The 22,125-nt window shown below is 49.1% G+C and carries 17 protein-coding genes; 13 read left to right on the forward strand and 4 right to left on the reverse strand.

Translation table 11 applies throughout. The annotated features are described in order from the left end of the window. Window positions 1–483: LGFP repeat-containing protein (locus ACTQVX_RS07910; protein ID WP_441560781.1), on the forward strand; the 483-nt coding region annotated here is incomplete at its 5' end. Window positions 484–1,485: 1,002 nt separating this feature from the next. Here the strand turns inward: ACTQVX_RS07910 and ACTQVX_RS07915 are convergent. Together ACTQVX_RS07915 and ACTQVX_RS07920 are read right to left on the reverse strand one after the other, a co-directional pair. Beyond that, a complete protein-coding gene (locus ACTQVX_RS07915; protein ID WP_441560783.1) occupies window positions 1,486–2,931 on the reverse strand; it encodes a lipopolysaccharide biosynthesis protein in 1,446 nt (481 codons plus the stop codon). Next, a complete protein-coding gene (locus ACTQVX_RS07920) occupies window positions 2,921–4,018 on the reverse strand; it encodes a hypothetical protein (protein WP_441560785.1) in 1,098 nt (365 codons plus the stop codon). The genes ACTQVX_RS07915 and ACTQVX_RS07920 overlap by 11 nt, the downstream gene beginning before the upstream one ends. Window positions 4,019–4,064: 46 nt before the next feature. Here ACTQVX_RS07920 and ACTQVX_RS07925 point away from each other — a divergent pair, with 46 nt between their 5' ends. From ACTQVX_RS07925 to ACTQVX_RS07935, 3 genes are read left to right on the forward strand one after another with little or no spacing between them, the layout of a single operon-like run. Beyond that, complete coding sequence (locus ACTQVX_RS07925) at window positions 4,065–4,817, forward strand: IspD/TarI family cytidylyltransferase (RefSeq protein ID WP_441560787.1); 753 nt, start codon at window positions 4,065–4,067, stop codon at window positions 4,815–4,817. Continuing rightward, window positions 4,805–5,848 (forward strand): NAD-dependent epimerase/dehydratase family protein, encoded by a 1,044-nt coding sequence (locus ACTQVX_RS07930; RefSeq protein ID WP_441560789.1) that lies wholly within the window; start codon window positions 4,805–4,807, stop codon window positions 5,846–5,848. The genes ACTQVX_RS07925 and ACTQVX_RS07930 overlap by 13 nt, the downstream gene beginning before the upstream one ends. Next, window positions 5,841–6,794, forward strand: a complete 954-nt coding sequence (locus ACTQVX_RS07935) for a glycosyltransferase (RefSeq protein WP_441560791.1) — start codon at window positions 5,841–5,843, stop codon at window positions 6,792–6,794. Before ACTQVX_RS07930 ends, ACTQVX_RS07935 begins: the two co-directional genes overlap by 8 nt. On the opposite strand, the gene ACTQVX_RS07940 is transcribed toward ACTQVX_RS07935, so the two are convergent. Continuing rightward, window positions 6,791–7,627: a LicD family protein gene (locus ACTQVX_RS07940; RefSeq protein ID WP_441560793.1), complete on the reverse strand. Its 837-nt coding sequence runs from the start codon at window positions 7,625–7,627 to the stop codon at window positions 6,791–6,793. The genes ACTQVX_RS07935 and ACTQVX_RS07940 overlap by 4 nt on opposite strands. 696 nt (window positions 7,628–8,323) lie before the next feature. On the opposite strand from ACTQVX_RS07940, the gene ACTQVX_RS07945 reads away from it, so the two are divergent. The 9 genes from ACTQVX_RS07945 (at window position 8,324) to ACTQVX_RS07985 (ending at window position 18,909) form a co-directional block, all read left to right on the forward strand. Further along, a complete protein-coding gene (locus ACTQVX_RS07945; protein WP_441560795.1) occupies window positions 8,324–9,355 on the forward strand; it encodes a glycosyltransferase family 2 protein in 1,032 nt (343 codons plus the stop codon). A 114-nt stretch (window positions 9,356–9,469) separates the two neighbouring features. Beyond that, window positions 9,470–10,171, forward strand: coding sequence for a glycosyltransferase family 2 protein (locus ACTQVX_RS07950; protein WP_441560797.1), 702 nt, complete (start codon window positions 9,470–9,472; stop codon window positions 10,169–10,171). Next, window positions 10,168–10,533: a DUF2304 domain-containing protein gene (locus tag ACTQVX_RS07955; RefSeq protein WP_441560799.1), complete on the forward strand. Its 366-nt coding sequence runs from the start codon at window positions 10,168–10,170 to the stop codon at window positions 10,531–10,533. The genes ACTQVX_RS07950 and ACTQVX_RS07955 overlap by 4 nt, the downstream gene beginning before the upstream one ends. A gap of 3 nt (window positions 10,534–10,536) precedes the next feature. Then, window positions 10,537–11,436 (forward strand): glucose-1-phosphate thymidylyltransferase RfbA, encoded by a 900-nt coding sequence (rfbA, locus tag ACTQVX_RS07960; RefSeq protein ID WP_441560801.1) that lies wholly within the window; start codon window positions 10,537–10,539, stop codon window positions 11,434–11,436. Between the two features lie 24 nt (window positions 11,437–11,460). Then, window positions 11,461–12,483: a dTDP-glucose 4,6-dehydratase gene (rfbB, locus tag ACTQVX_RS07965; RefSeq protein ID WP_441560803.1), complete on the forward strand. Its 1,023-nt coding sequence runs from the start codon at window positions 11,461–11,463 to the stop codon at window positions 12,481–12,483. Window positions 12,484–12,603: 120 nt separating this feature from the next. Further along, the gene (locus ACTQVX_RS07970; protein WP_441560805.1) at window positions 12,604–14,058 is read left to right on the forward strand and encodes a sugar nucleotide-binding protein; all 1,455 of its coding nucleotides are present in this window, start codon (window positions 12,604–12,606) and stop codon (window positions 14,056–14,058) included. Between the two features lie 709 nt (window positions 14,059–14,767). Further along, window positions 14,768–15,235 carry an ImmA/IrrE family metallo-endopeptidase gene (locus ACTQVX_RS07975; RefSeq protein ID WP_441560806.1) on the forward strand — a complete coding sequence of 156 codons (468 nt, stop codon included), beginning with the start codon at window positions 14,768–14,770 and terminating at the stop codon, window positions 15,233–15,235. A gap of 512 nt (window positions 15,236–15,747) precedes the next feature. Beyond that, on the forward strand, window positions 15,748–17,811 hold the full coding sequence (locus ACTQVX_RS07980) for a DUF6541 family protein (RefSeq protein ID WP_441560807.1): 2,064 nt from the start codon (window positions 15,748–15,750) through the stop codon (window positions 17,809–17,811). A gap of 18 nt (window positions 17,812–17,829) precedes the next feature. Then, window positions 17,830–18,909 (forward strand): acyltransferase, encoded by a 1,080-nt coding sequence (locus ACTQVX_RS07985; protein ID WP_441560809.1) that lies wholly within the window; start codon window positions 17,830–17,832, stop codon window positions 18,907–18,909. 177 nt (window positions 18,910–19,086) lie between these two features. On the opposite strand, the gene ACTQVX_RS07990 is transcribed toward ACTQVX_RS07985, so the two are convergent. Then, window positions 19,087–22,101 (reverse strand): DUF4422 domain-containing protein, encoded by a 3,015-nt coding sequence (locus tag ACTQVX_RS07990; protein ID WP_441560811.1) that lies wholly within the window; start codon window positions 22,099–22,101, stop codon window positions 19,087–19,089. Window positions 22,102–22,125: the final 24 nt, after the last annotated feature.

The raw sequence follows: 22,125 nt of genomic DNA on the forward strand, positions 1-22,125 counted from the left end.
ATCCGCACCGAGTACGTGAGGCGCGGCTACCAGGCCGGGGCCCTCGGCTGGCCCGTGGCCGAGGCCGAGCAGCTCGATGGAGGCGGGTCCCGCCAGCGCTTCCAGGGCGGCACCATCATCACCTCCGAGCACGGAACGTTCGAGATGGACGGTGAGATGGAGGACCTCTGGAACCGCCTCGGCGGCGTCTCGGGCCTCGGCTACCCGCTCACCAACGCCAAGCGCTTCAACCAGAACGGCGGGGGCTACGCGACCGACTTCGAGCGCGGCTCCATCCACTGGACCAAGACCACGCGTGCCGTCTCCGTGCGCTCGGGCGCCATCCGCACCGAGTACGTGAGGCGCGGCTACCAGGCCGGGGCCCTCGGCTGGCCCGTGGCCGAGGCCGAGCAGCTCGATGGAGGCGGGTCCCGCCAGCGCTTCCAGGGCGGCGTGATTTCTGTTAGCAATACTGGTTCTGTGTCGGTTAACACTAATTATTAGGGATTTCAGAACCCTGCTTACTTTTATCAGGTAAGCAACCGATCAGTTTCTATTCCTCACCAGGGGCAGGGGATATTTGGCTACAGAACCCCCCCCCTTCGCGCATTAGTCTTTATGCTACGAGAAACGACTGTATAGAAGCTGCTATTAGTCGTGCATACGATTATTTGGGTACTCCATTTCGATGGGATTATTTATGCTAATAACGTGTGGGGCGATCCAAGATTTAAGCACCTCTCGTTTTCTCAGGGGCGCCGTGTCGATTTGATTTGCTATCCGGGTCATACAGCGATTTATCTTGGAAACGATACGATTATCGAGGCATATCCACCGAGAGTTCGAATTTCCAGCGTTTATAGCAGTGGAAATATTAGAGGCGTCCTTAGGCCATTTTTGTAGTCCTCTCGTTTGGGATAGAGTTTTTATTGCTGAGAATTCTGCAGGAACGTTTTCGATGCTAAAGGGTGGCTTATATCCGATTTCTTTTTATGCTCATATGCATCAAAAGCTGCTAAGAGAATATCAGTTTTAAAACCTTTTTTGATTCGATATGGCGCTGCACCATCCTCGATATTGCTTCGATGGTGCAGCGTTTTGCTGTTAGATGCCTTTACATAAGGTGGAGCGTCAGGGTTTGGCCTGTCAGCGAACAGTTCTATTACGTCATTCCATCTAGTGCAGTTGTGGAATCTTGAGATGGGCCTTTTGCACCCGTATCCATTTCCTCTTGATAGAGTACGCAATTCAGGGATTGTCATTGCTGTCAAATAGCTGGATTATTGTCTTTCCTTCTTCATGTGATGAAAGGTGCCTCGTTTTTGTATTCGTTTAAAGCAGTTTTAAATGGTTATGCCTGTATAAATGCGGTATGCATTCTGCCTAATTCGATAAAGCTGTCGCGAAATATAATTAAACGAAAAGGATATCGACTTGTGTCGATATCCTTGAAACGGATGCATCTTTTGTCTTGAAGGCTGGCTTGTCTCGAAAGAATTTTTCCGGTTACTGAGCGCTAAATACTCCGCACGTTTTCTTGAGAATATCTTTAATCAATCGTTTGTTTGCTATCGTATGGATGGTTAACGCAAAAAGGATAATGGCAAATGCAAGCTTGATATCAAGCGTGGCGCAGGCAATTAAAAAGACAAGAGTAAAGCCTGCTTCTCCAATAGCTAGTCTGCTGTGAGCGATTTCTTGTCGTTTGTTTAAAATGAACTCGGAAATATTTGCGCGTAACGCGATGCTAAGCACCATGGAATACAGTATGCAATTGAGCGAATTAAATGCCAAGCTTATCATTGTGAATATGGCGCTCATGGCGACAGTGCTCAAATTAATCAGTAATAGCTTTCTTTCTAATCGCAGAACTTTGAAGTAAGTTGTGCCACAAATACTCATTTTTGCGTCATATGCACAGATGGGAAGCAGTACTGCAAAATAGGTCAGGCTGTCAATGTATTGCGGCAGCCAACTGCCGAGAATAATTACAGCTGGGAAATAGCAAAGGTATATGTAGGGCATAAAAAGCTCGAGTGAATCTCTGAGGTTAATGTAAAGGCCAACCTGCTCTTCTTTTGTTCCTCTGCGCAATGCTGGAAAGAGAACCATCGATGCTTGGTTCACAAACATGCTGAAGAAGTTAACTAATGAAAGCGCCATAGATACTTTGGCAAATACGTTTATGCCCCAGTTTGAATCAATAGCTTGGCGAGCTATTCCAGTTATAAGCATACTTGCAATTCCCGCAAACATCAGTTTTATGCCGACTTTTATGCTTGCGAGTGTTTCTTGAATAGCCGGTCCTAGAGGTAAAAAGCCCGAAGCAAGAAAGTCGCGCAATTGATTGGCGCAGTAGATGAAGCAAACTAGCTTACTTACGATAAAGAAGATTATATAAGGCTCAAATGACGTGCATTTCAGTGCTATGAGTATAACCAAGAAGGCTGCAAAGGATCCTCTGTCTAAAATTACTGATTTTGAGTATGATTTGGTTTCATTTATTGTCTGCAAAATGTAACCAAGGCCTGCCGACATTTGGCTAAGCACAGAATACAGTGCTGTTAAATAGAGCACTTCAACACGCGCTGCTTCGCTAACAAAACGCGATGCGGTGAGAGCAAATAGAAAGGAGAATAAAGCTACATAGCCGGTAGAAATCCAAAACTGTGAATTGATGCTGCGTTTGTTAATCGATTCTCGAGTCTTGCCGCCATTGATCAGGTAGACACCATCGATTGCACCCAGTGCGAAAAACCCCACGTAGGATGAGTAGAATATGAAGAGCTGCCAATATCCGAAATTGCTTACGGATAGAAGTTTAGGAACAATAAGTGATGTCATGCAGCTTGCAAGCATCGCTACAAATTGCGACGCGAATGCCATTGCTGTATTTGATAAAAGGGATCGCGTATCAATGGACCGCTTTTTTGCGGAAGGACTATTGGACATCTGCATTCTTTTCTAATCCATTTATGGAATGAACAAAGGTTTGTAAATCGGCTTTGAAGACTTCTTTTTCACCTTTAATCATCGATCTATAGGGTGAAAATTCCTCGATGAGCTGTTCGTAGTTATTAAGTACGTACTGGATGGTTTGCACGACTTCAATGGGGCTGACATCTGCTTGGTTAATGCTTGCCCATTCGGGAATCGGATAGTCGTTTTCAAACGCTGCTGCACCTTGTTTTCCAGTTATGACACACGTTCCACATGCAGCCGCTTCTCTGGGGAGACGATCTTTCCCCGGATGGAAACCGAAATCGATGTAAAGCATGCTTTCCTTCATTAAGGATACTAATTGCTGGTTTGAGTAGCCCTGCAGGGGAATCCAATGAAGGTTTGGGGCTAATTTAATGAGCTGTTCGGTGTAACGGCGCCCCTTCTTGGGGTTATAGAGTACGTTTTGCCTTCGATTGGAGAAGGATAAATAATCGATTCCAGTTCGATAGTCATCGTTCACGTAATCAGATAGTTTTATAAGAGCAGATGGTGCTATGCCGTGGGAAATGGCATACTGACGCGCATATTCTGATTGGTATAGATGAATAGGAGCTTTTTTTATCGAAGCAAATGCCCTCTTTTTTGTTTGAAGCATAAGGGCTTTGATTGCTTGTGGAATGCCCTGATTTTCAAATTTGTACTTTGGATCGCACTGGATTTTGAAAAAGTCTACTGATAGCCACCAAAAAATGGTAGTTGCGTTTTTGAATTGTTTTACATAAAAGGGTCGAGTTTCTGGAATTACGACATAGCTGTCTTTGGTATCGGGGATTAAATCTGCGGTAATAAATTCGCTTACATATCTTTTGTATTGTTGAGGTATGGAGGGCTCCATGTTGTTTTTAGAGCATCGGTCGTAGGCGATTACAGCGTCTAAGCCCATTTGATTAAGCTCGTATACAAGCTGATGGAGCAGTTCCGGGCCGCCGGTTGTGACATTTGCGGGCGCAATTATGTAAAACAATTCAATTCGCTTTCTCTTGCTAGGTTGTGAGATTATGTTAATAGAAATAAAGCGTGGCGATAGTATTTTCACCGTCTTTGCTTGAACCTTAAACGACTAATGTCTATTTGGGAAAAACATGAATTGCTTTTCAGAGAATAACGCTCAATCAATTTTTGTCGTCATTTTTGCTGGCGGTGTCGGCTCAAGGATGCGTGGGGCTAGAGTTCCCAAGCAATTTCTCGAACTCGGCGGAAAGCCCATTATCGCGCATACCGTTGATCATTTTGAGCAGCACAGCATGATAGATGGCATTGTTATCGTATGCGTTGAGTCTGGCATGGAGCACATGCGTGAGATCGTTGACAAAGCCCATTACCAGAAAGTACTTTCGATTGTTCCAGGTGGCGAGACGGGTCAGGATTCCATCTTTAATGGTCTTTCTGAGCTTAAACGACTTGGCGTAACGGATGAGGATTCCATTGTTTTGATCCATGATGGCGTTCGACCGCTAATTGACGAGCAGACTGTCACTGCCTGTATCGAATCTGTTTCCCAGTATGGTCCTACCGCAACGGTTGCTCCTTCGCCCGAAACGATTATCGAGGAGGAGAATGGCGTGGTAGAGCGCGTCGTCGACCGCTCGCGCTGTAAGCTTGCACGTGCTCCCCAGGGCTTTAAGTTTAATGATATTTATGCCGAGCATCTCCGCGCACGCAAAGAGGGCAGACATGATTTCATCGATTCAATCTCGCTCATGGCGCACTATGGACACAAGGCGCATACGGTTGAAGGACCTGCGGACAATATTAAGGTGACCACGCAGCGCGATTTCTTTGCGTTTAAGGGGTTTGTCGACTACAAGGAAATGGAGCAGCTATGGCCGCTGTAGATGGGTATTTGTTTGATCGAGCTGCGAAGATTGCCGCTGAGGTCGATCTTCCCTGGGCTGAGTTGGACGGTAAGACCGTTTTGGTGACAGGATCAACGGGTCTCATAGGATCTCAGATCGTGAGGACTCTGCTCTCTAGAAACGATCGCGTTGATGCCGGCATCAACGTGGTTCTGCCCGTTCGAAATACTAAAAAAGCGCAGGCTCTGTTTGGCGACCGAAGTGACGTTTCTGTTCTGGAGTGGTCGCTTGGCGATGAGCTTGTTGGTTCCGAGCACGTGGATTATGTAGCCCATGCTGCCTGCGGAACATCAAGTAAGAGCTTCCTCGAGACTCCCGCCACGACGATTATGCAGATTGTTCATGGTGGGGAGGCTGTACTGAGGTACGCTTGCTCTGTAGATGCGAAGAAGGTGCTGTTCCTCTCTACCATGGAGGTTTACGGCGAGGTCGAAGGTGTGGCTACTGAGGATAACCTTGGTAAACTGGACCCCATGGTCGTTCGCAACAGCTATCCCGAGGCCAAGCGTCTTGTCGAATGCCTGTGTGCTTCGTATGCCACTGAGCACGGTGTCCCTTCGGTTGTTATGCGTTTGGCTCAGACGTTTGGCGAGGGTGTCCATCCCGACGACATGCGAGTGTTTGCCGACTTCGGCCGTCATGCTATCGAAGGCAAGGATATCGTTCTGTTGAGCGACGGGCTTAAGCGCAATGGTTACCTTTCGGTCGACGATTCCGTGCGCGCTATCCTAATTGCGCTAGTTAAGGGTAAACCTGGCGAGGCTTATAACGCAGTTAACGAGGATGCGTATTGCAGCATCAGGGAAATGGCGCAGTTGGTTTTGGACCAGTTTGGCGCTGAAGGCGCACAGGTCCGCAGGGAGTTTGATCCTGAGCGTGAGGCAACGTTTAGGAAGGCTTCTGACCTTATGCTCGACTCGTCCAAGCTCAAGGCATTAGGCTGGAAGCCTTACGATTCGCTCTCTGATATGTATCGTGCCATGATTGACTGCTGGAGTGTTCATGACTAACGAGATAGCGCGAAAGCCGTCCGTCCTTGTGATGATGGCTACTTACAACGGCGAGAAGTATGTCGCTGAACAGATCGATAGCATCCTTGCTCAAGAAGGCGTGAATGTCACGCTTTTGATATCGGATGATGGTTCGAGCGATAGTACGCCTTCGATTTGTAGCCGTTATGCCCAAGATATGCCTAATGTTCAATTTGGCGTCAATGAGAAAAACAAGGGTCTCGCTCGAAACTTTATGGACATGCTTTACGGTGCTGATGCAATGTCCTTCGAATTTTTTTCGTTCTCAGATCAAGACGACTATTGGATGCCCAATAAGCTTGGAAAGGCAATTGAGGCAATTAGTTCAGCTGGCGAGGGCCCTCGCCTGTATTACAGTGACGTGTGCAATGTTGATGAGCATCTAAATGGCGGGTCTAGAGAATACGGCGCCTTTGCTTCGCATGCAAACTCTTTAGGGTTGTTACTGACTGTAAATTGGGCGTCCGGATGCACGATGGTGTTCAATTCGGCTTTTGCGTCTGTCCTTCAACGTTATGTGCCGCGGGATTGGCCTCGTATTCACGATGGCTGGGTTCACTTAGTCGCTAGAGTGCTTAATGCTCAAGTTCCCGATCTTGAGCATGCTTACATTAAGCGCCGCATCTCGGGCCAAAATCAGGTTGGCGAGCGTGGGCTAAACAGTTTGAGCGGCAAGCGTATAAAGAGTATTGCTAGTTCGCTTCTGTCGCCCTCGGAGCATGGTCTTACTGAAGCAGCTTCGCTTTTGCTTGATGGCTATGCCGATAGCATGAGTTCTGAGGACAAAGAACTCGTATCTTGCTTCGTTGATGGACGTCATAGCATTGTGAAGCGCTTGGGTATGATGTTTAATCCAGCTTTTGCGCAACCATTTCCGCTTGAAAACATTATGTTTAAAGGCAAGATGCTTCTAAACGTCTATTAATCCTGTGACAATTTTAGTTCTTTTACGTAGTGCACTCCCGCTCGACGCTTTTCTTTGGGCGGGAGCTGCATATAGTTGCCGTAATGCTTTGTTAGATAACCATCCCAGTCGGCAAACGTTTTGTATTTCTTGCTCTCAAACTCAATGGGGGCAAGGTCGTGCAGTCTTGCGAGTTCCTCGGTCTCAACTTCAATGCTGTAAGCTCCGCCAAATGGCATAGCATAGTGGCACGAGTCGTCTTGATCGTAAGTGCGCATTGCTTTGTCAATTTTACTGATAATCCAGTGTTGGGGAATGAAGAGACACAACGCCTTTGCCACATAATAGGCAGCTTTTTGTATTCCGCCCTTATTTTGAGGAAACTTATATCCGCATTTGACGATATATAGGTTCTTGAGGAACGAAACCTTACGATATTGTTTACTGCGTTCGGTCGAATCGTTCGAAACTCGATCATAGGGGAAAATATCTATCCATACACCCTGCGACATGTCGATATGAGAAGAGTAGGTTTCTGAATACACCGTTCCCTTTTTACGGGTCTTGCCAAAAACAAGGCCGCAATTAGGCTCGGTGTTCATGTCTTGGAATATAAAGCCATCGCTCAGTTCGGTTTTACAAGCTTGTGCAAAGCGGTCGTAGTCTTCGCGGAGCATGCCAACATCAATGTCGTCGTCCCACGGAATGAATCCCTTATGGCGTGCGGCGCCCAAACAGGTTCCGCCCGAGAGAAAATAGTCGATTCCGTTTGCATCGCAAATGCGGACAAACTCATCGAGCATTTCAAGCTCGATGAGTTTCAGTTGACATAGTTGATCGTGTGTAATGTCCATTTGCCCTTCTTATGGTTGATTTGCGTGGGTAATAACTTGATTCAAATTAAATGAAGTAAGAAATTCAAGATATCTCATCTAATTATTATTTTAAATTAGATGGTTTGTATTAAGTCGAGCCTTAAAAACGTGACACTTAATGACTGCTGTTAACTTATATTCAATAAATCATTAGTTTTAATATAGGGTTCATTTAAAGGCTGGTTATTGCTTTCGTACCGTATTGATTCAAGTCATTTAACAGGTCAGTGCTAATTGCTATTGATTTAACACGGCGTTATTTAAGCGCACCATATAGCGAACTGACATTAATTGCTGTGCGGTTAAATCGACGTGGTTCTATTAATGTGCCCCTTTAACTTGCTTTAATTGAATTTTTCGCATGAAAAAACTCGAGTCGGCAATGATCTGATATTCGAATGAGCCATATCGGCTCGAAATGCGGCTCTCTATTGTTTCGTAATTAGATTCGTTAATTGAGTGTTATATGCTTTACAGTCTATTCGATAATCGCATCAACGCAAATTTGACATCGAATGGCAAAAAAGAAAACGCCTTCATCCTTTTTGAGATACTTTTGTATGGCTTGGAATTGCGTGAAAATAACGCCATAAATCGTATTGGCGCTTCAGCTAAGCTATTCTATTAAAGTGAATATATTTGCCTGCTTGAGTTTTGATTTAAGGACATGCTTCTGTGGAAACTTCAAAAACGAAAAAAGTTAGTATCATTGTTCCATGCTACAAAGTTGAGAAATATCTTCCTCGATGCTTAGATTCCTTGGTGAGTCAAACGCTTGATGACATTGAAATTATTTGTATAAATGACGGTTCTCCTGATCATTGCATCGATATCCTACGTCAATACGAGGCGCGTTTTCCCGGAAAGATTGTCGTTATAGACAAAGAAAACGAGGGTGTATGGCGCGGTCGTCAGGATGCGATTTCTATTGCGAAGGGCGAGTACATCGGTTTTCTGGATAGCGATGACTATGCTGCGCCAACAATGATCGAAGATCTTTATACTGCCGCAAAGAATAACTCTGCTGATATTAGTGTCTGTGGTTTTTATCGGGTTGACGCTTTAACGGGCAAGCAACTTACGGAAGAGATGTCTGACATCCGTTCTTGTTTTTCAATCGTTGAAGACCCCAAGAAGCTATTGCAGCTCAACGGAGCTCCGTGGAACAAGTTATTCAAAGCTTCACTATTAAAAGGGATGTTTGACTTTAATAATCCTCCTAAAATATTCGACGACATGATGATGCATCTTCTTGTATATCCAGATGCTGATAGAGTGTGTTTTGTGCCCAAGGCGCTTATTTACTACGGTATTCGTAATGATTCCATTATGACGACTATCGGAAAGGAAAAAGTTGAGTCGACATATGCCTGCATGAAAGAAATTAAAGAGTTATATAGAAAGAAGCTCGTCCCTCCATCCCTTGAAGAGTTTCTGGATTTAGCAGCGCTTCTCCATCTGGGAATCTCTCTCATGTTTAGGCTTGCGTATGATCCAACGGCTAATTTGAGGGAGCTTGAATTTGAGAATCGTGAGTTTCTTGATAATAGTTTTCCATTGTGGAGAACAGCAGCGATTCCGATGAGCGACAAGGCAATGCGTAAGGTCGCTTTTTCTCGTCTCATTTATAAGCTTCATTTATTACGTCCCTCGCTTTCAATTTATCGTTTTATGATTGACAAGCTTGGGGTTGATATTAAATGGTAGCAACTAATCGGGATTATTTAGCCTTGAGAAATTACCGCATTTACGTTGGCTTAGGTATGGTCAGCAATTAGTTTAGATACTACAAGTGTCGGCCAAACATCATGAGAGATTATTGTGAATACACTAATTATTATCCCTGCTTATAACGAAGAGGAGTCTCTCGGGTCTACGGTCAGCAGGCTGACCGCTACCGTTCCCGATGTTGACTACCTGGTCGTTAATGACGGTTCCATTGATGGAACTGCCCAAATTTGCCGTGACAATGGCTATCCGTTTTTGGATCTGCCCTGCAACCTAGGTCTTGCTGGTGCATTCCAGGCGGGTATTAAATATGCCTATCGGCATGGGTACGACTGCGCCATTCAGTTTGATGCCGACGGTCAGCACTTGCCTCAGTATATCCATGACTTGGAACAAGCGCTCCAGACATGTGATATCGCGATTGGTTCTCGATTCGTCGATCAGCCCAAGGGCAGCTCGCTGCGTATGTTTGGCAGCAATATCATTCAAGGAGCTATTAAAGTCACGACAGGTCAAGTCATCCATGATCCCACCTCGGGCATGCGTGCTTTTAACAAGCGCATGATTAAGCTGCTTGCTCTCGGTCTCAATATGGGTCCTGAGCCCGATACCGTTTCGTATCTCATTCGATCGGCCAACGCCAAGGTTGTTGAAGTTCCAGTAACTATGGCAGAGCGCGAGGCGGGGGAGAGCTATCTTAACTGGAAATCTTCCGTTAAGTACATGCTTCGCATGACTCTGTCTATTCTGTTTATCCAGTTCTTCCGTAAAAGCCTGGAGGGCGATGCCGCATGACGCTTCCGCTTCGCATTACATTGTTTGCCGCGTCTCTGCTCACCTTTGGTTATATGACCGTCAAGATTCGCGATTCAAAAATGCGTCTTGAGGACTTTCTGTTCTGGTTTTGCTTTTCGGCGCTTTTGCTGCTTGTCAGTATTTTTCCACAGGTGTTTTTCTGGCTTTCGAATCTCGTTGGCACCATGTCGCCTTCGAACTTCGTGTTTCTGTTCTTCATCTTCATCTTGCTTATTGTTTGCTTTAGGTTGAGCGTTCGTCTTTCTCAGCTCGATACGAAGCTTCGCGAGCTTACCCAGCAGTTGGCGATCGAAAAGCTTGAGCGCCATCAAAATGACGAGCGTCATGCGAAAAGAGGCTAATTCATGAAAGGCATCATCCTCGCCGGCGGGTCCGGCACGCGCCTGTACCCGCTCACGCTCGTGACCTCCAAGCAGCTTTTGCCGGTCTACGACAAGCCCATGATCTACTACTCGCTGTCCACCCTCATGCTGGCGGGCATCCGTGACATCCTGGTCATCTCCACGCCGACGGACCTCCCCAACTTCGAGCGCCTGCTCGGGGACGGCTCGCGCTACGGCGTGAACCTGTCCTACGCCGAGCAGCCGAGCCCCGACGGCCTGGCGCAGGCCTTTACCATCGGCGAGGACTTCATCGCCGGCGAGCCGTGCGCCCTGGTGCTCGGCGACAACATCTTCTACGGCAACGGCCTGTCGCGCCACCTGACACGCGCCGTGCAGAACGCAGAGTCGGGCCGCGCCACCGTGTTCGGTTATCACGTCGACGACCCGGAGCGCTTCGGTGTCGTGGAGTTTGATCGCGAGGGCAGAGCCGTCTCCATCGAGGAGAAGCCCGCCGAGCCCAAGAGCTCCTACGCCGTCACCGGCCTGTACTTCTACCCGGGCGACGTGGCCGCCAAGGCCCACGAGGTCGAGCCGTCGGCCCGCGGCGAGCTTGAGATCACCGACCTCAACCGGATGTACCTGGAGGAGGGGACGCTGTCCGTCGTCACCCTCGGCCGCGGCTACGCGTGGCTCGACACCGGCACCATGGAGAGCCTCCACGAGGCTGCGGAGTTCGTCCGTGCTGTGGAGCATAGCCAAGACCTGCCCGTTTCGGTTCCCGAGGAGATTGCCTGGGAGAACGGCTGGATTACAACCGATCAACTTCTCGAGGCCGCGAAGGCCTACGGCAAGTCGGTCTACGGCCAGCACCTCAAGAAGGTCGCCGCCGGCGAGATTGTCAACAGCCCGCGCGAGTACTAATCCGATCCAATGGGAGATAGGAATATGTCTGAAGAGCTCTTCGAGCCCAGGAACATCATCGTCACGGGCGGCTGCGGCTTCATCGGCAGCAACTTCGTCCACTACGTGGTGGACAACCACCCGAGCGTCCACGTCACCGTCCTGGATAAGCTGACCTACGCCGGCAACCCCGAGAACATCGCCGGGCTGCCCTCCGACCGCGTGGAGCTCGTCGTGGGCGACATCTGCGATGCCGAGCTTCTCGAGAAGATCGTCCCGGGCCACGACGCCATCGTGCACTACGCCGCCGAGAGCCATAACGACAACTCCATCGCCGACCCGGAGCCCTTCCTGCGCACCAACGTCGAGGGCACCTTCCGCCTGCTGGAGGCCGTCCGCAAGCACGGCATCCGCTACCACCACGTCTCCACCGACGAGGTCTACGGCGACCTGGCGCTCGACGACCCGGCCAAGTTCACCGAGGAGTCTCCGTACCACCCGAGCAGCCCGTACTCGAGCACCAAGGCGTCCTCCGACATGCTCGTGCGCGCCTGGACCCGCACCTACGGGCTTCGCGCCACGATCTCCAACTGCTCCAACAACTACGGCCCCTACCAGCACGTGGAGAAGTTCATCCCCAGGCAGATCACCAACATAATCGACGGCGTGCGCCCCAAGCTCTACGGAAAGGGCGAGAACGTGCGCGACTGGATCCACACCGAGGACCACTCCTCGGCCGTCTGGGACATCCTGACAAAGGGCCGCATGGGGGAGACCTACCTCATCGGAGCTAATGGCGAGAAGAACAACATCACGGTCCTGCGCATGATACTTACGGCCATGGGCCGCGACCCCGAGGACTTCGACTGGGTCGCCGACCGCCCCGGCCACGACCGCCGCTACGCCATCGACTCCACCAAGCTCCAGCGCGAGCTCGGCTGGAGGCCGGCCCACACCGACTTCGCCGAGGGCCTGAAGCAGACCATCGACTGGTACGTGGAGAACGAGTCCTGGTGGCGTCCGGCCAAGGAGGCCACCGAGGCCAGGTATATGGCCCAGGGCCAGTAGACCGAACCCCGGCGAACCGCACCGCGGGGCACCGCGCGGGGCCACAGGGCATGGCGATGATCCTGCGTCCCCGTACGGGCGCCCCGGCCCCCCAACCTCTTCGATAGGAGCTTTTCCCACATGGCAGACATCGCATTCGAGAAGGACCTCTCCGTGGCGGAGACCGGCATCGAGGGCCTGAAGGTCGTCGACCTGGCCGTCCACGGCGACTCGCGCGGCTGGTTCAAGGAGAACTGGCAGCGCGCCAAGATGACTGCCCTGGGCATCCCGGACCTCCGCGTCGTCCAGAACAACATCTCCTACAACGACAGCCGGGGCGTCACCCGCGGCATCCACGCCGAGCCCTGGGACAAGTTCATCTCCGTGGCCCGCGGCAGCGTCTTCGGCGCCTGGGTGGATCTGCGCGAGGGCAGCGCCACCTACGGCAAGGTATTCACCTGCACCCTGAACTCGAGCAAGGCCATCTATGTCCCGCGCGGCGTGGGCAACAGCTTCCAGGCCCTGGAGGACGGTACCGCCTACACCTACCTGGTGGACGCCCACTGGTCGCTGGAGCTCAAGAAGACCTACACCTTCGTGAACCTCGCCGACCCTGAGCTCGCCATCGAGTGGCCCATCCCGCTGGATCAGGCCACCGTATCCGAGGCCGACCTCAACCACCCGATGCTCGCCGACGTCGTCCCCATGGCGCCCAGGCGTACCCTCGTTACCGGCTGCAACGGCCAGCTGGGCCGTGCGGTCCGCGCGCTGGCCGAGGAGCGCGGCTTCGCCAAGGACTTCGACTTCTGCGACATCGACACCTTCGATATGTCCGACCCGGACGCCTATTCACAGTACGACTGGTCGCTCTACGGCACCGTGATCAACTGCGGCGCCTACACGGCGGTCGACAGGGCCGAGACCCCCGAGGGCCGCGTGACCGCCTGGAAGGCGAACGCGACGGGGCCGGCGCTGCTCGCCCGCATCTGCGCCGAGCACGGGATCACCCTCGTCCACGTTTCCTCCGACTACGTCTTCGACGGCACCGCCGAGGTCCACACGGAGGACGAGCCGTTCAGCCCGCTTTCCGTCTACGGCCAGACCAAGGCCGCCGGCGACATCGCAGTGGCCGGCTGCCCGCGCCACTACATCATGCGCTCCAGCTGGGTCATCGGCGAGGGCCACAACTTCGTCAAGACCATGAAGTGCCTGTCCGACCGCGTCGCCGACCCCGTGGACGGGCTCGAGCAGGTCACCGTGGTCGACGACCAGCTGGGACGCCTGACCTTCACGCGCGACATGGCCGAGGCCATCTTTCATGTGCTGGGCTCACACTCCCCCTACGGCACCTATAACTGCACCGGCTCCGGCGCCGTCAAGTCCTGGGCCGACATCGCCTGCGCCGTCTTCGAGGCCGCCAACGGCAACGGCGACAGGGTCGTGCCGGTTTCGACCGACGACTACTACGCCGTCGCCGAGGGCCCCGTCGCCCCGCGCCCGGTCCATTCCGTGCTTGACCTGTCCAAGCTTGAGGCAGCTGGATTCCATATGCCTGATTGGGAAGAAGAGTTGGGGGAGTACCTTAAGGCGCTCTAGATCCGTTGTGTTGTATGGCCTGTCTGTTTTTACAGTGAGTTGAATCTTCAACGGACTATTTTTAGTTGAAGGATTAATGCATTTGTTGGTCATCCGGGGAAAGGGTGCATTTTCGAACGATTCATATCACTTTATTGCATTAGCCGTTAAATGTTTAGATGTCTAATTCGTGGCTTTTGTCTACCGGGCATACAGCGGCCAGCTTTGAGCCACCCGCTTTACGGATGGGGCCTAACGGCTTTAGAAAGCCACCCTTCCGACCGATATTGACGATTGTTCAGCCCGTCGGTATTCGAGTCGAAGGGGTGGCCACTGTGGCCCAGAAGGCTTGCAGCTTCTCTCGCACAAGGTGGATGAGCAGGTGTCACATCGTGTTCACGCCGAGGTGTAGGCACAAAGTAACTACAACCAAATCCGGAACGACATAGGGGAGATTCTGTTTATGTTAACTGAGAAGTGATTCGAGGGGCTACTGTGGAAATCTTGGTCTTCCTTTGGTCTAGGATTGTTAAAGGATATCGGTTACAGTTATTTCAGAAATAACTTTGGGTTACCGGATCTCCCGAGAAGATTGTCCGAACAGGTTGCAGCAGTTCGTTCATTCTTGGGTGTCGCCTCGCTTACGGTTCTAACAAAATCAGACCTTTCGATTAGTTTTAGAAGCTCGATGGAAAACGTTGACAAGAGGACCGTTGTCAAGGCGAATGCGATGACCCAGATTGCTATTAATTTGGCCCGGAAAGTCGATGCCCCTCCGTTTGACAAATCAAAATTCGAACTTGCGGTCAATGGCGCTTTGAAACAGTCGACGAATCATGGCAGTTTTTATCCCCTAATTTGTCAAGCATTTCTTGATTCTAGCGTGGTCCTTGTTGTACTTCCAAATTTGTCTGGATCTAAGACAAATGGGGCCACTAAAAAGATAGGCTCTAAAATTATGCTTATGGTGAATGATCGTAGGCTATACGCTGATTCTTTTTGGTTCACGCTCTTTCATGAGGCTGGTCATATTCTCAATGACGATCTTGGCATTTCTTTTGATCAAGATTCTGGAGAGAAGGAGGAGCGTGCCGATCGCTTTGCAGCCGATGCGCTTATTGATCCGGTAAAATACTCCGACTTTGTTGATCGTGGGGTTTTAGTTTGTCGGCCGTTATTTCTTTTGCCAATGAAATAAACCGTGATCCCGGCATCGTGCTAGGTCGTCTGCAAAATGATGGTTTGGTTCGCCACGATGACCGTCGTTTGGTGTCTTTGCGAACGCGCTACAGGGTCATTGCTGATTAACGGAAGTGGAAAACGTTCATTATGGGTGAGGGATGCAATTATTGCGAATGTATCTACGTTTGTTGAGGTTCGTTAAGCAGCGCTTCGAGTGATTGCCGGGAATTGACTACAGCAATCGTCATCAAGATTGTGGAGAGCTTTACTTGGGTGTTGATATTCATTAAGTAGGGGACTTATTCAGGAAGTTGCGCTAAGAAGCTAAGACTTAGCCTTTTGAACTCAATTATGAGGTTTCCAATACAATAAGCGCTCTTTTTTGTTACCTTGATTGTGGAGTGGATGAAATCCGTAAGCAATGGGAGGCTTTAGACTGTTTTCAATTCGGTTGCTTCATTTGCCGGTACGCTGCTCTTTAGCATTCGATTAACCAGCGGCACTTTTAACGAGAGGTTATTAATGCGGATGTTTACTACTTCTGTTTTGATCATCGTGTTCATTTTGTTTTTCCCCGGAACCCTGTTTTTACGCCTTGGCTTCAAAAAGGTTAACCCTCAATTCGTCTGCTTTGCTCCGGCACTGTCGGCATTCTTTTTTCTAGTTGCAGGCGTTATCGGAACGGGTTTGGGCCTTACTGGGGCGGCATTTTTTGTCTTGCTGACGATTTGTTTTACCGTTTTTCTTGCCCTTCCGATTCGTTCGATTAACTCAAGGTCGCGTCTATCAGACGATGGTTTTTCTAATGTCAGTCGACTGACATGGCCGGCGGTGGGGATATGCGCAGCTGCTGGCGCTACTCTCGTTGCCGCATTGTTTTTGAGTAATATCGACGGGTTTTCTTCCTTCATTCAGTACGATGACAACCTATCGCATCTCGCCTGGATTAAATCGATCGCTGATTCGGGCAATTTCTCAACAATACGTGTGACGTTTTACGATCCGGCTGTCTCTCCTTCTGCTTTCTTGGGCAGCGGGTCGTATTATCCGATTGTCTGGCATGTACCTGCAGCTCTGCTTGTTTCCCTTACGGGGGTTCAAACGTCTGTGGCGGAAAATGCTTCTATTTTTTGTTTTATAGCGTTTGCATATCCGTTAGGTATCTTGGCATTTTTAGATTCCATCTGTAGGAACACCAAAGTGTCTCCCTTTATCGTTGCGATCTCTTCTTTTGCCTCTGTTGCATTTCCTATGCGCATGCTTGCCGTTCACGGCCCGTTTCCGAATATTGCCGCATTTTGTTTGGTGCCCGCTGCTGTTACCTTCTTAGTTCGCTCCCTCTCTTTTGGTGAGCGTTTTTGCTTTTGCGGGGCAAGGTTCTACTCTTTTGTCTTGGCGCTTGTTGGCGTAGCTGGTGTTCATCCAAATGCTGCCATCTTCACCTGCCTTTTGATTGCACCATTTATTTTGCTGAGGATCATTCCGCTTGGGATTATGTCTAGGTGTGAGAAAACCTCCTCAAATAGTTCGATTCTTAGAACTAGATGCGCTCAGGTGATCTTTTGCATTCTCTGCGCACTATTATGGGTGATTGTCTATAATCTACCGTTTATGCGGGGAATCGTTTCTTTCACCTGGGAATGGGGCATGTCGCTTGAGTGTATTCTTCAGTCAATCGTTAGTGGCTCTTTCTTCTTTGGGATTCCTCAGGTCATCCTATTTCCACTATTTGTAATAGGTTCCATCTATGTTGTTATCCGTGAAAAAGAACAACGATGGATTTTCTTCAGTATCGCCATCATATTGCTGATATATATCGGCGCCGGGGCGTTTTCACCTGAGGCCCGTTCTTTTTTTTCAGGTTTTTGGTACACGGATCCCGAGCGAGTTGCCGCTATGGTTGTGATCTCGCTTGTACCGCTTCTGTATTTTGGTTTGCACTGTGTTGCCCTAGTTATATACAGTGCCATTAGGCATCCAAAGTTTTTTCCAGGAAACTTTGGCTTCAATCTATCTGCAGCGCTGATATCCCTACTGTTCTTTTTCCTTAATTGCTATCCATTCAATTATGCGTACGCGTGGGAAGATCATTCTAGAGGTGATTTGACCAATGCTTTCACGCTTAATTCTTACGATCTATATAATGGCTATTCGCGCTACCGTGTCCAAGCCTACACTGCTGCCGAACGGGATTTTATTCAACAAGTCAAGGAAGAGGTTCCAAAAGGCAGCCTCATAATTAATCTTCCTGTTGATGGCAGCTCATTTGCTTGGTCTGTCGACGATCTTAATCTGTACTATCATGCCAAGCTCGGTTCGGTAGAATCTGAGGACAGTCACGCTATTCGCAAATGTCTTTGTAATATCTCAACTGATTCTACAGTCAAAGATGCTGTCGCGAACATTGGAGCAAAGTATGTTCTCTTGCTTGATCGTAGCGACTATACGGCGGAGGACAAGCATGTACGCTATTCTCGCGATCTTCAATACAAGAAAAAAGACTGGAAGGGGATTACTGAAATAAACGATGAGACTCCTGGTTTTGAACCGATACTATCGTCGGGGTCAATGAGACTGTATCTGATTAAATAACGAGTTTAAGGTTCTCTAATGACAATACGCCGCCACTATATGGACGTTCTCAATGTTCTTTCTTGTTTTGCCGTTGTTGTCCTCCACTGCACGACTGTCGTATACGTTAATCAAGGCAACATGCAGTGGTTTGTTTCAGTTGTACTGCAGTCATTATTTATGTTTGCCGTGCCGGTCTTCTTTATGATCAGCGGAGCAAATCTTGTTGGATACCGTTCTCGGTACTCTACCAAAGTCTTTTTCCAAAAGAGGCTCAAGCGTGTTCTGATGACGCTCGTCAGCTTTAGTTTTTTTATTTATGTCCTTAGCTGCTTTGTTCCGGCCCAACTTGGTCTTCCATCGAGATCTTTCTCCCTTTTTGAGTTCATTAATCTGTTTCTAACCAATCAAATTTGCGATGTTTATTGGTTTATGTATTCGATTTTGATTCTGTATTTGATTACTCCGCTATTGGCTTGTTTTGCGTCGAATAAGCGTTTGCTGGAGTATGCAATTTGCCTCTGCGTTGTCTCTACTGCAGTAATTCCTTTTGCAAATCGTTTTGTATCAAACCATGATCTATTCTCAGTGTTTGCCGTACCCTATTTGACGGGTGCGATAATGTACTACTTAATTGGCTACTACATCGTTACGTATTCCCCTTTTGAAGACTGTGCCGATAGAATGCGTCCCGCTTTGCTGATCGTCGCGATTTGCTCCGTTGTTTTTATGGCACTTATGACAATTAAGACCAACGTACCGCACACGGTGCTGTCCGGGGCGTATTCGGATTACGATAATTTTTACAACAATTACCTAAACCTTCCGGTTTTGGTGTACTCAGTCTCACTTTTCATGTTGTTCAGATCTTTAGAGCCGCTTTTCCAATCTGATAAGCATCCGTTCATGACTGTATTTTCTAAACTGTCTTCCCTTAGTTTTGATGTCTACGCCATACATATGGTGTTTATTTGGGCTTTGGATGTCTATGTTCTGCATAATATTTTTTGGGATGCGGTTATTCGCCCGTTCGTAGTCTTTGTACTCTCTCTTTTGTTTGCATTTGTGCTGGAGTTCCTTAAGAAGTTCTGTCAAATAAAGCGAACTGCAAAAGTCTAAGGCTGTAAGCACAGCGTTATTTGGTTCAGTTGGCGTTCATAAAACGTACCGCCGCTGATCTTGAGGCTGGGTGTGAAAATAGAACAGGAGATGGACCCTGTTCCTTCCGGTTGGATTTTGGAAGGAGCAGGGTCCATTAATGTGCAGCCTTATTGTCGCTTGCTAGATTTCGATGGCCTACTTCTTTTTCCTAAGTGCCCTCACTGCTGATTTCATCATCTCTCGCCGCGCGCTACCGACCGGTGCGATGGGATCGATGAATTTGCGAAGCGGATTATCGGGTGATATCGCATGTTCGTGTATTTTGAGAGGGGAGGAGGAAGCCGTTCTCCCCGGTCCCGCCAACATGCTCATAAGGGATTCATAAAAGGGAGTCTGGCGCGCATAAGCCCAATAGGCAGCGCTTCGGTCACACGAGGAGAACTTCCAAGGCTTTTCGAATCCTGCATAGTGAATTATTTTTTCGTGATTGCGTGAATCGTTGAAGGCGTCAAATGCAGAAGCAGGTGCAAAAGAGAAGACGTTTGCAATGCGATTATTGCAGTCGATCATGACGTTCCAGTCGTAGTCGAGCCAAGTTACACGGCCTTCGCAGTGCGCGTTCAGAACATCTTGATCGTTGTAGATAAAGCGATCATCGGAAGCGTAATCGAGCCACGTCTCAATTGAATAGAGCTCGCGCATCTCAGCGGTATTGAGTACAAGAACGCCTGCCTGAAAGTAATTGTAGGGGTTTCTCATGCCCAAGACCTTTTTGGCGTAGGTAAGCCGCTTGCCGTTTTTCATGTTAAGGTTGCCCAAAAAATCGATATCGTGGGCAGCGGCGAGGAGGTTATTGCCCAAGTCCACGCCATAGAGTTCAGAAATATCACCCTGGACAATCAGGTCGCTATCAAGGTATAGAACCTTGTCGTAGTCAGGCAAAATCTCTTGAATCAAGAAACGGTAATACGTTTCAACGCTGATATGAGGGTTGTTGGTGCTCAAATCATGGCGAAGCACGTATTCGCTTACATCACAAAAACGCAACGACATGTTGTCAAACTGTCCAAAGAAGCGCTGCATGGTCGATTGATTATCTCCAGCAATATCCCTATGGAGAACAACCACATCGTAGAAGTACTCTTTGGAGGCGTTGAGTAGCGTGGAATAAACCGTGGTGGTAAGCATGGGGACATAGTTATTGTCTGCGGCGAAAACGACCGGGATAATCTGCTTGCTGTTTGCTTTTCCGTAAGGAGCCGTAAACGACGCGCGGCGATCCGGTCTTCTAAAGTGAACACACTGCAGCTCGGCCATCTTCCAGCCTGCTCCTATGCGTTCATGATGAATGAGGTAGATATTAAGTAGCCTCTCGGCAAGATGCCCGGGTGTACGTACGCCTTCTTTTGAATAACGAGACATATCGGTTATGGAAACGAACTCTTCTAGCAGGGGGAAGAGCCATGCGCAGTAATCGTTAAAAATCTCACGCTTCATGATAAACATGTTGCAGAAGCGCCCCATGTGGCCACTGAGGAACTTGTCGGCGTCCTGCCCATATTCCGGATGCTGCTTTTTGAGGATGGAAACGATCTTGTCCAGGTCTTTAACGAATAGTTTATCTGCGGCATCGTATTGAGAGCGCAGAGTGGCATTTCGTCCAGCATAGGTGCGAATGTCCTTGCGTTCGGTAGTGATGACGTCGTACTGAGTCACAAACTTCTCGATACTCTTGTCGTCCAATGCGTATTTCTTTTGAGATGCCGCATCGATGAAATCGTCCATGATCTCGCCGTAGATGTTCTCATCGTGGCGCGTGCCCGAGAAATCAAAATAGCGACGGTAATGGCAAAAACCGACATACTCGCTCGAGGTGTTTTTCCAAGCCCAATACTGGGTTGTTAGTTCGCAGTACATTGGATTGAGGCCCGAAATGTTATTGCCCTTATCGTCGTGGAATGCCCAAGGGAACCTTTCATTACGAAGGCTGCAGCCAACTTGCACTGGCTGGAGTATTGAACTGTCAAATAGCTCGACAGGTTTGTGGGCTGAGACAAAGATACGAATGTTTCGGTTTTCATAGCTTTTGCGCTTTGCCATGTTAACCAGATCGTTTACGTGGTCGCGAGCGGCTGTGTAGAACGCCATAAAACGTGGAGAAGTTGCAGCGCCAGTTGATGCAAGCTTCTTTGCATGTTCGTACCAATCGAGGGCCATGTCATTTGCGGGGGTGTTATTTGTCTGTAGAAGGCCATACGCTCTGTCGCGAGAAAGACGCATGAGCTCTTCGGCAACGGGCATTTTGCCCATTACCTTTGCCGCTTCGTCGGCAGCATCGAGTTTTTGATCTTCTGGTACGCGAACAAGCCAATCGTTGAAAAGCAACTCGTACATTTTTACAGCGGCTTCCGAGCAGGTCTTCTTTATGTCGAAGGCATCGAAAGCGACTGCAAATGTTCTCATGTGATCGACGTTAGCTTGAAAATCGGAAGCGCTTTTGAAGAAGGCCGATACCGAGAGTGAGGAGTCGGAATTGACGCCTCGACCAAGGTAATAGCGTACACCGACAATGTCGTTGGCGGTGTATTGCGAGCGCGCGTTCGCGAGTGTGACAAAAGACTCGTATGCGTCCTCAGCTCGCTCAAGCCTGTCGTTGGTCATCGCCGCAAACATTCTGCGGAAGAAGCCTCCCGCATAGACTCGCTGAGTGATACGCCAGTCCTGAAGATAACCCTTGCGTGCACTGAAGACGGCTTCAAATATGTCTTTATTGAACAGGGGATCAACGGGTGCATTGATGTAGTTCTGGAAGTTGGAAGCCTCGTTATCGCTTACGCCAGCATTAATGACATCGATGCCAAAGTGAAGGACATCACAGGGGGTGGCGTTGAGATAAGAGTCGAACTTGGCAAGGCAGTCGTCGCCGAGCTCGTCATCTGAATCCAGGAGAATGATGTAGTCGCCGGTGCTTTTTGCAACGGCAATTTTTCGCCCGATGTGAAGCCCGCGGTTCGTATCTTGGATGAGCGGTATGACACGGCTGTCCTTTTGAGCGTATTGCTCAAGTATCGAGGCGGTGGAGTCGGGACTTCCGTCGTCAACTACGATGAGCTCAAAATCGGTAAACGATTGAGCCAGGACGCTGTCGATGCAAGCGGGCAGATATTTTTCATCTTTATATGATGAAACGCAGATGGAAAAACGCGGCATGTCGTTCTCCTTACAGGGTACATG

It is taken from the genome of Collinsella sp. LCP19S3_A6 (assembly GCF_052122015.1).
Taxonomy (GTDB): Bacteria; Actinomycetota; Coriobacteriia; order Coriobacteriales; family Coriobacteriaceae; genus Collinsella.

Excerpts from the sequence above, each read along its gene's own strand:
- rfbB (WP_441560803.1), top strand. The coding sequence starts at position 11,461 with ATGTCTGAAGAGCTCTTCGAGCCCAGGAACATCATCGTCACGGGCGGC.
- ACTQVX_RS07915 (WP_441560783.1), bottom strand. The coding sequence starts at position 2,931 with ATGTCCAATAGTCCTTCCGCAAAAAAGCGGTCCATTGATACGCGATCC.
- ACTQVX_RS07940 (WP_441560793.1), bottom strand. The coding sequence starts at position 7,627 with ATGGACATTACACACGATCAACTATGTCAACTGAAACTCATCGAGCTT.
- ACTQVX_RS07925 (WP_441560787.1), top strand. The coding sequence starts at position 4,065 with ATGAATTGCTTTTCAGAGAATAACGCTCAATCAATTTTTGTCGTCATT.
- rfbA (WP_441560801.1), top strand. The coding sequence starts at position 10,537 with ATGAAAGGCATCATCCTCGCCGGCGGGTCCGGCACGCGCCTGTACCCG.
- ACTQVX_RS07935 (WP_441560791.1), top strand. The coding sequence starts at position 5,841 with ATGACTAACGAGATAGCGCGAAAGCCGTCCGTCCTTGTGATGATGGCT.
- ACTQVX_RS07970 (WP_441560805.1), top strand. The coding sequence starts at position 12,604 with ATGGCAGACATCGCATTCGAGAAGGACCTCTCCGTGGCGGAGACCGGC.
- ACTQVX_RS07990 (WP_441560811.1), bottom strand. The coding sequence starts at position 22,101 with ATGCCGCGTTTTTCCATCTGCGTTTCATCATATAAAGATGAAAAATAT.
- ACTQVX_RS07955 (WP_441560799.1), top strand. The coding sequence starts at position 10,168 with ATGACGCTTCCGCTTCGCATTACATTGTTTGCCGCGTCTCTGCTCACC.
- ACTQVX_RS07985 (WP_441560809.1), top strand. The coding sequence starts at position 17,830 with ATGACAATACGCCGCCACTATATGGACGTTCTCAATGTTCTTTCTTGT.
- ACTQVX_RS07930 (WP_441560789.1), top strand. The coding sequence starts at position 4,805 with ATGGCCGCTGTAGATGGGTATTTGTTTGATCGAGCTGCGAAGATTGCC.
- ACTQVX_RS07975 (WP_441560806.1), top strand. The coding sequence starts at position 14,768 with ATGACCCAGATTGCTATTAATTTGGCCCGGAAAGTCGATGCCCCTCCG.
- ACTQVX_RS07980 (WP_441560807.1), top strand. The coding sequence starts at position 15,748 with ATGTTTACTACTTCTGTTTTGATCATCGTGTTCATTTTGTTTTTCCCC.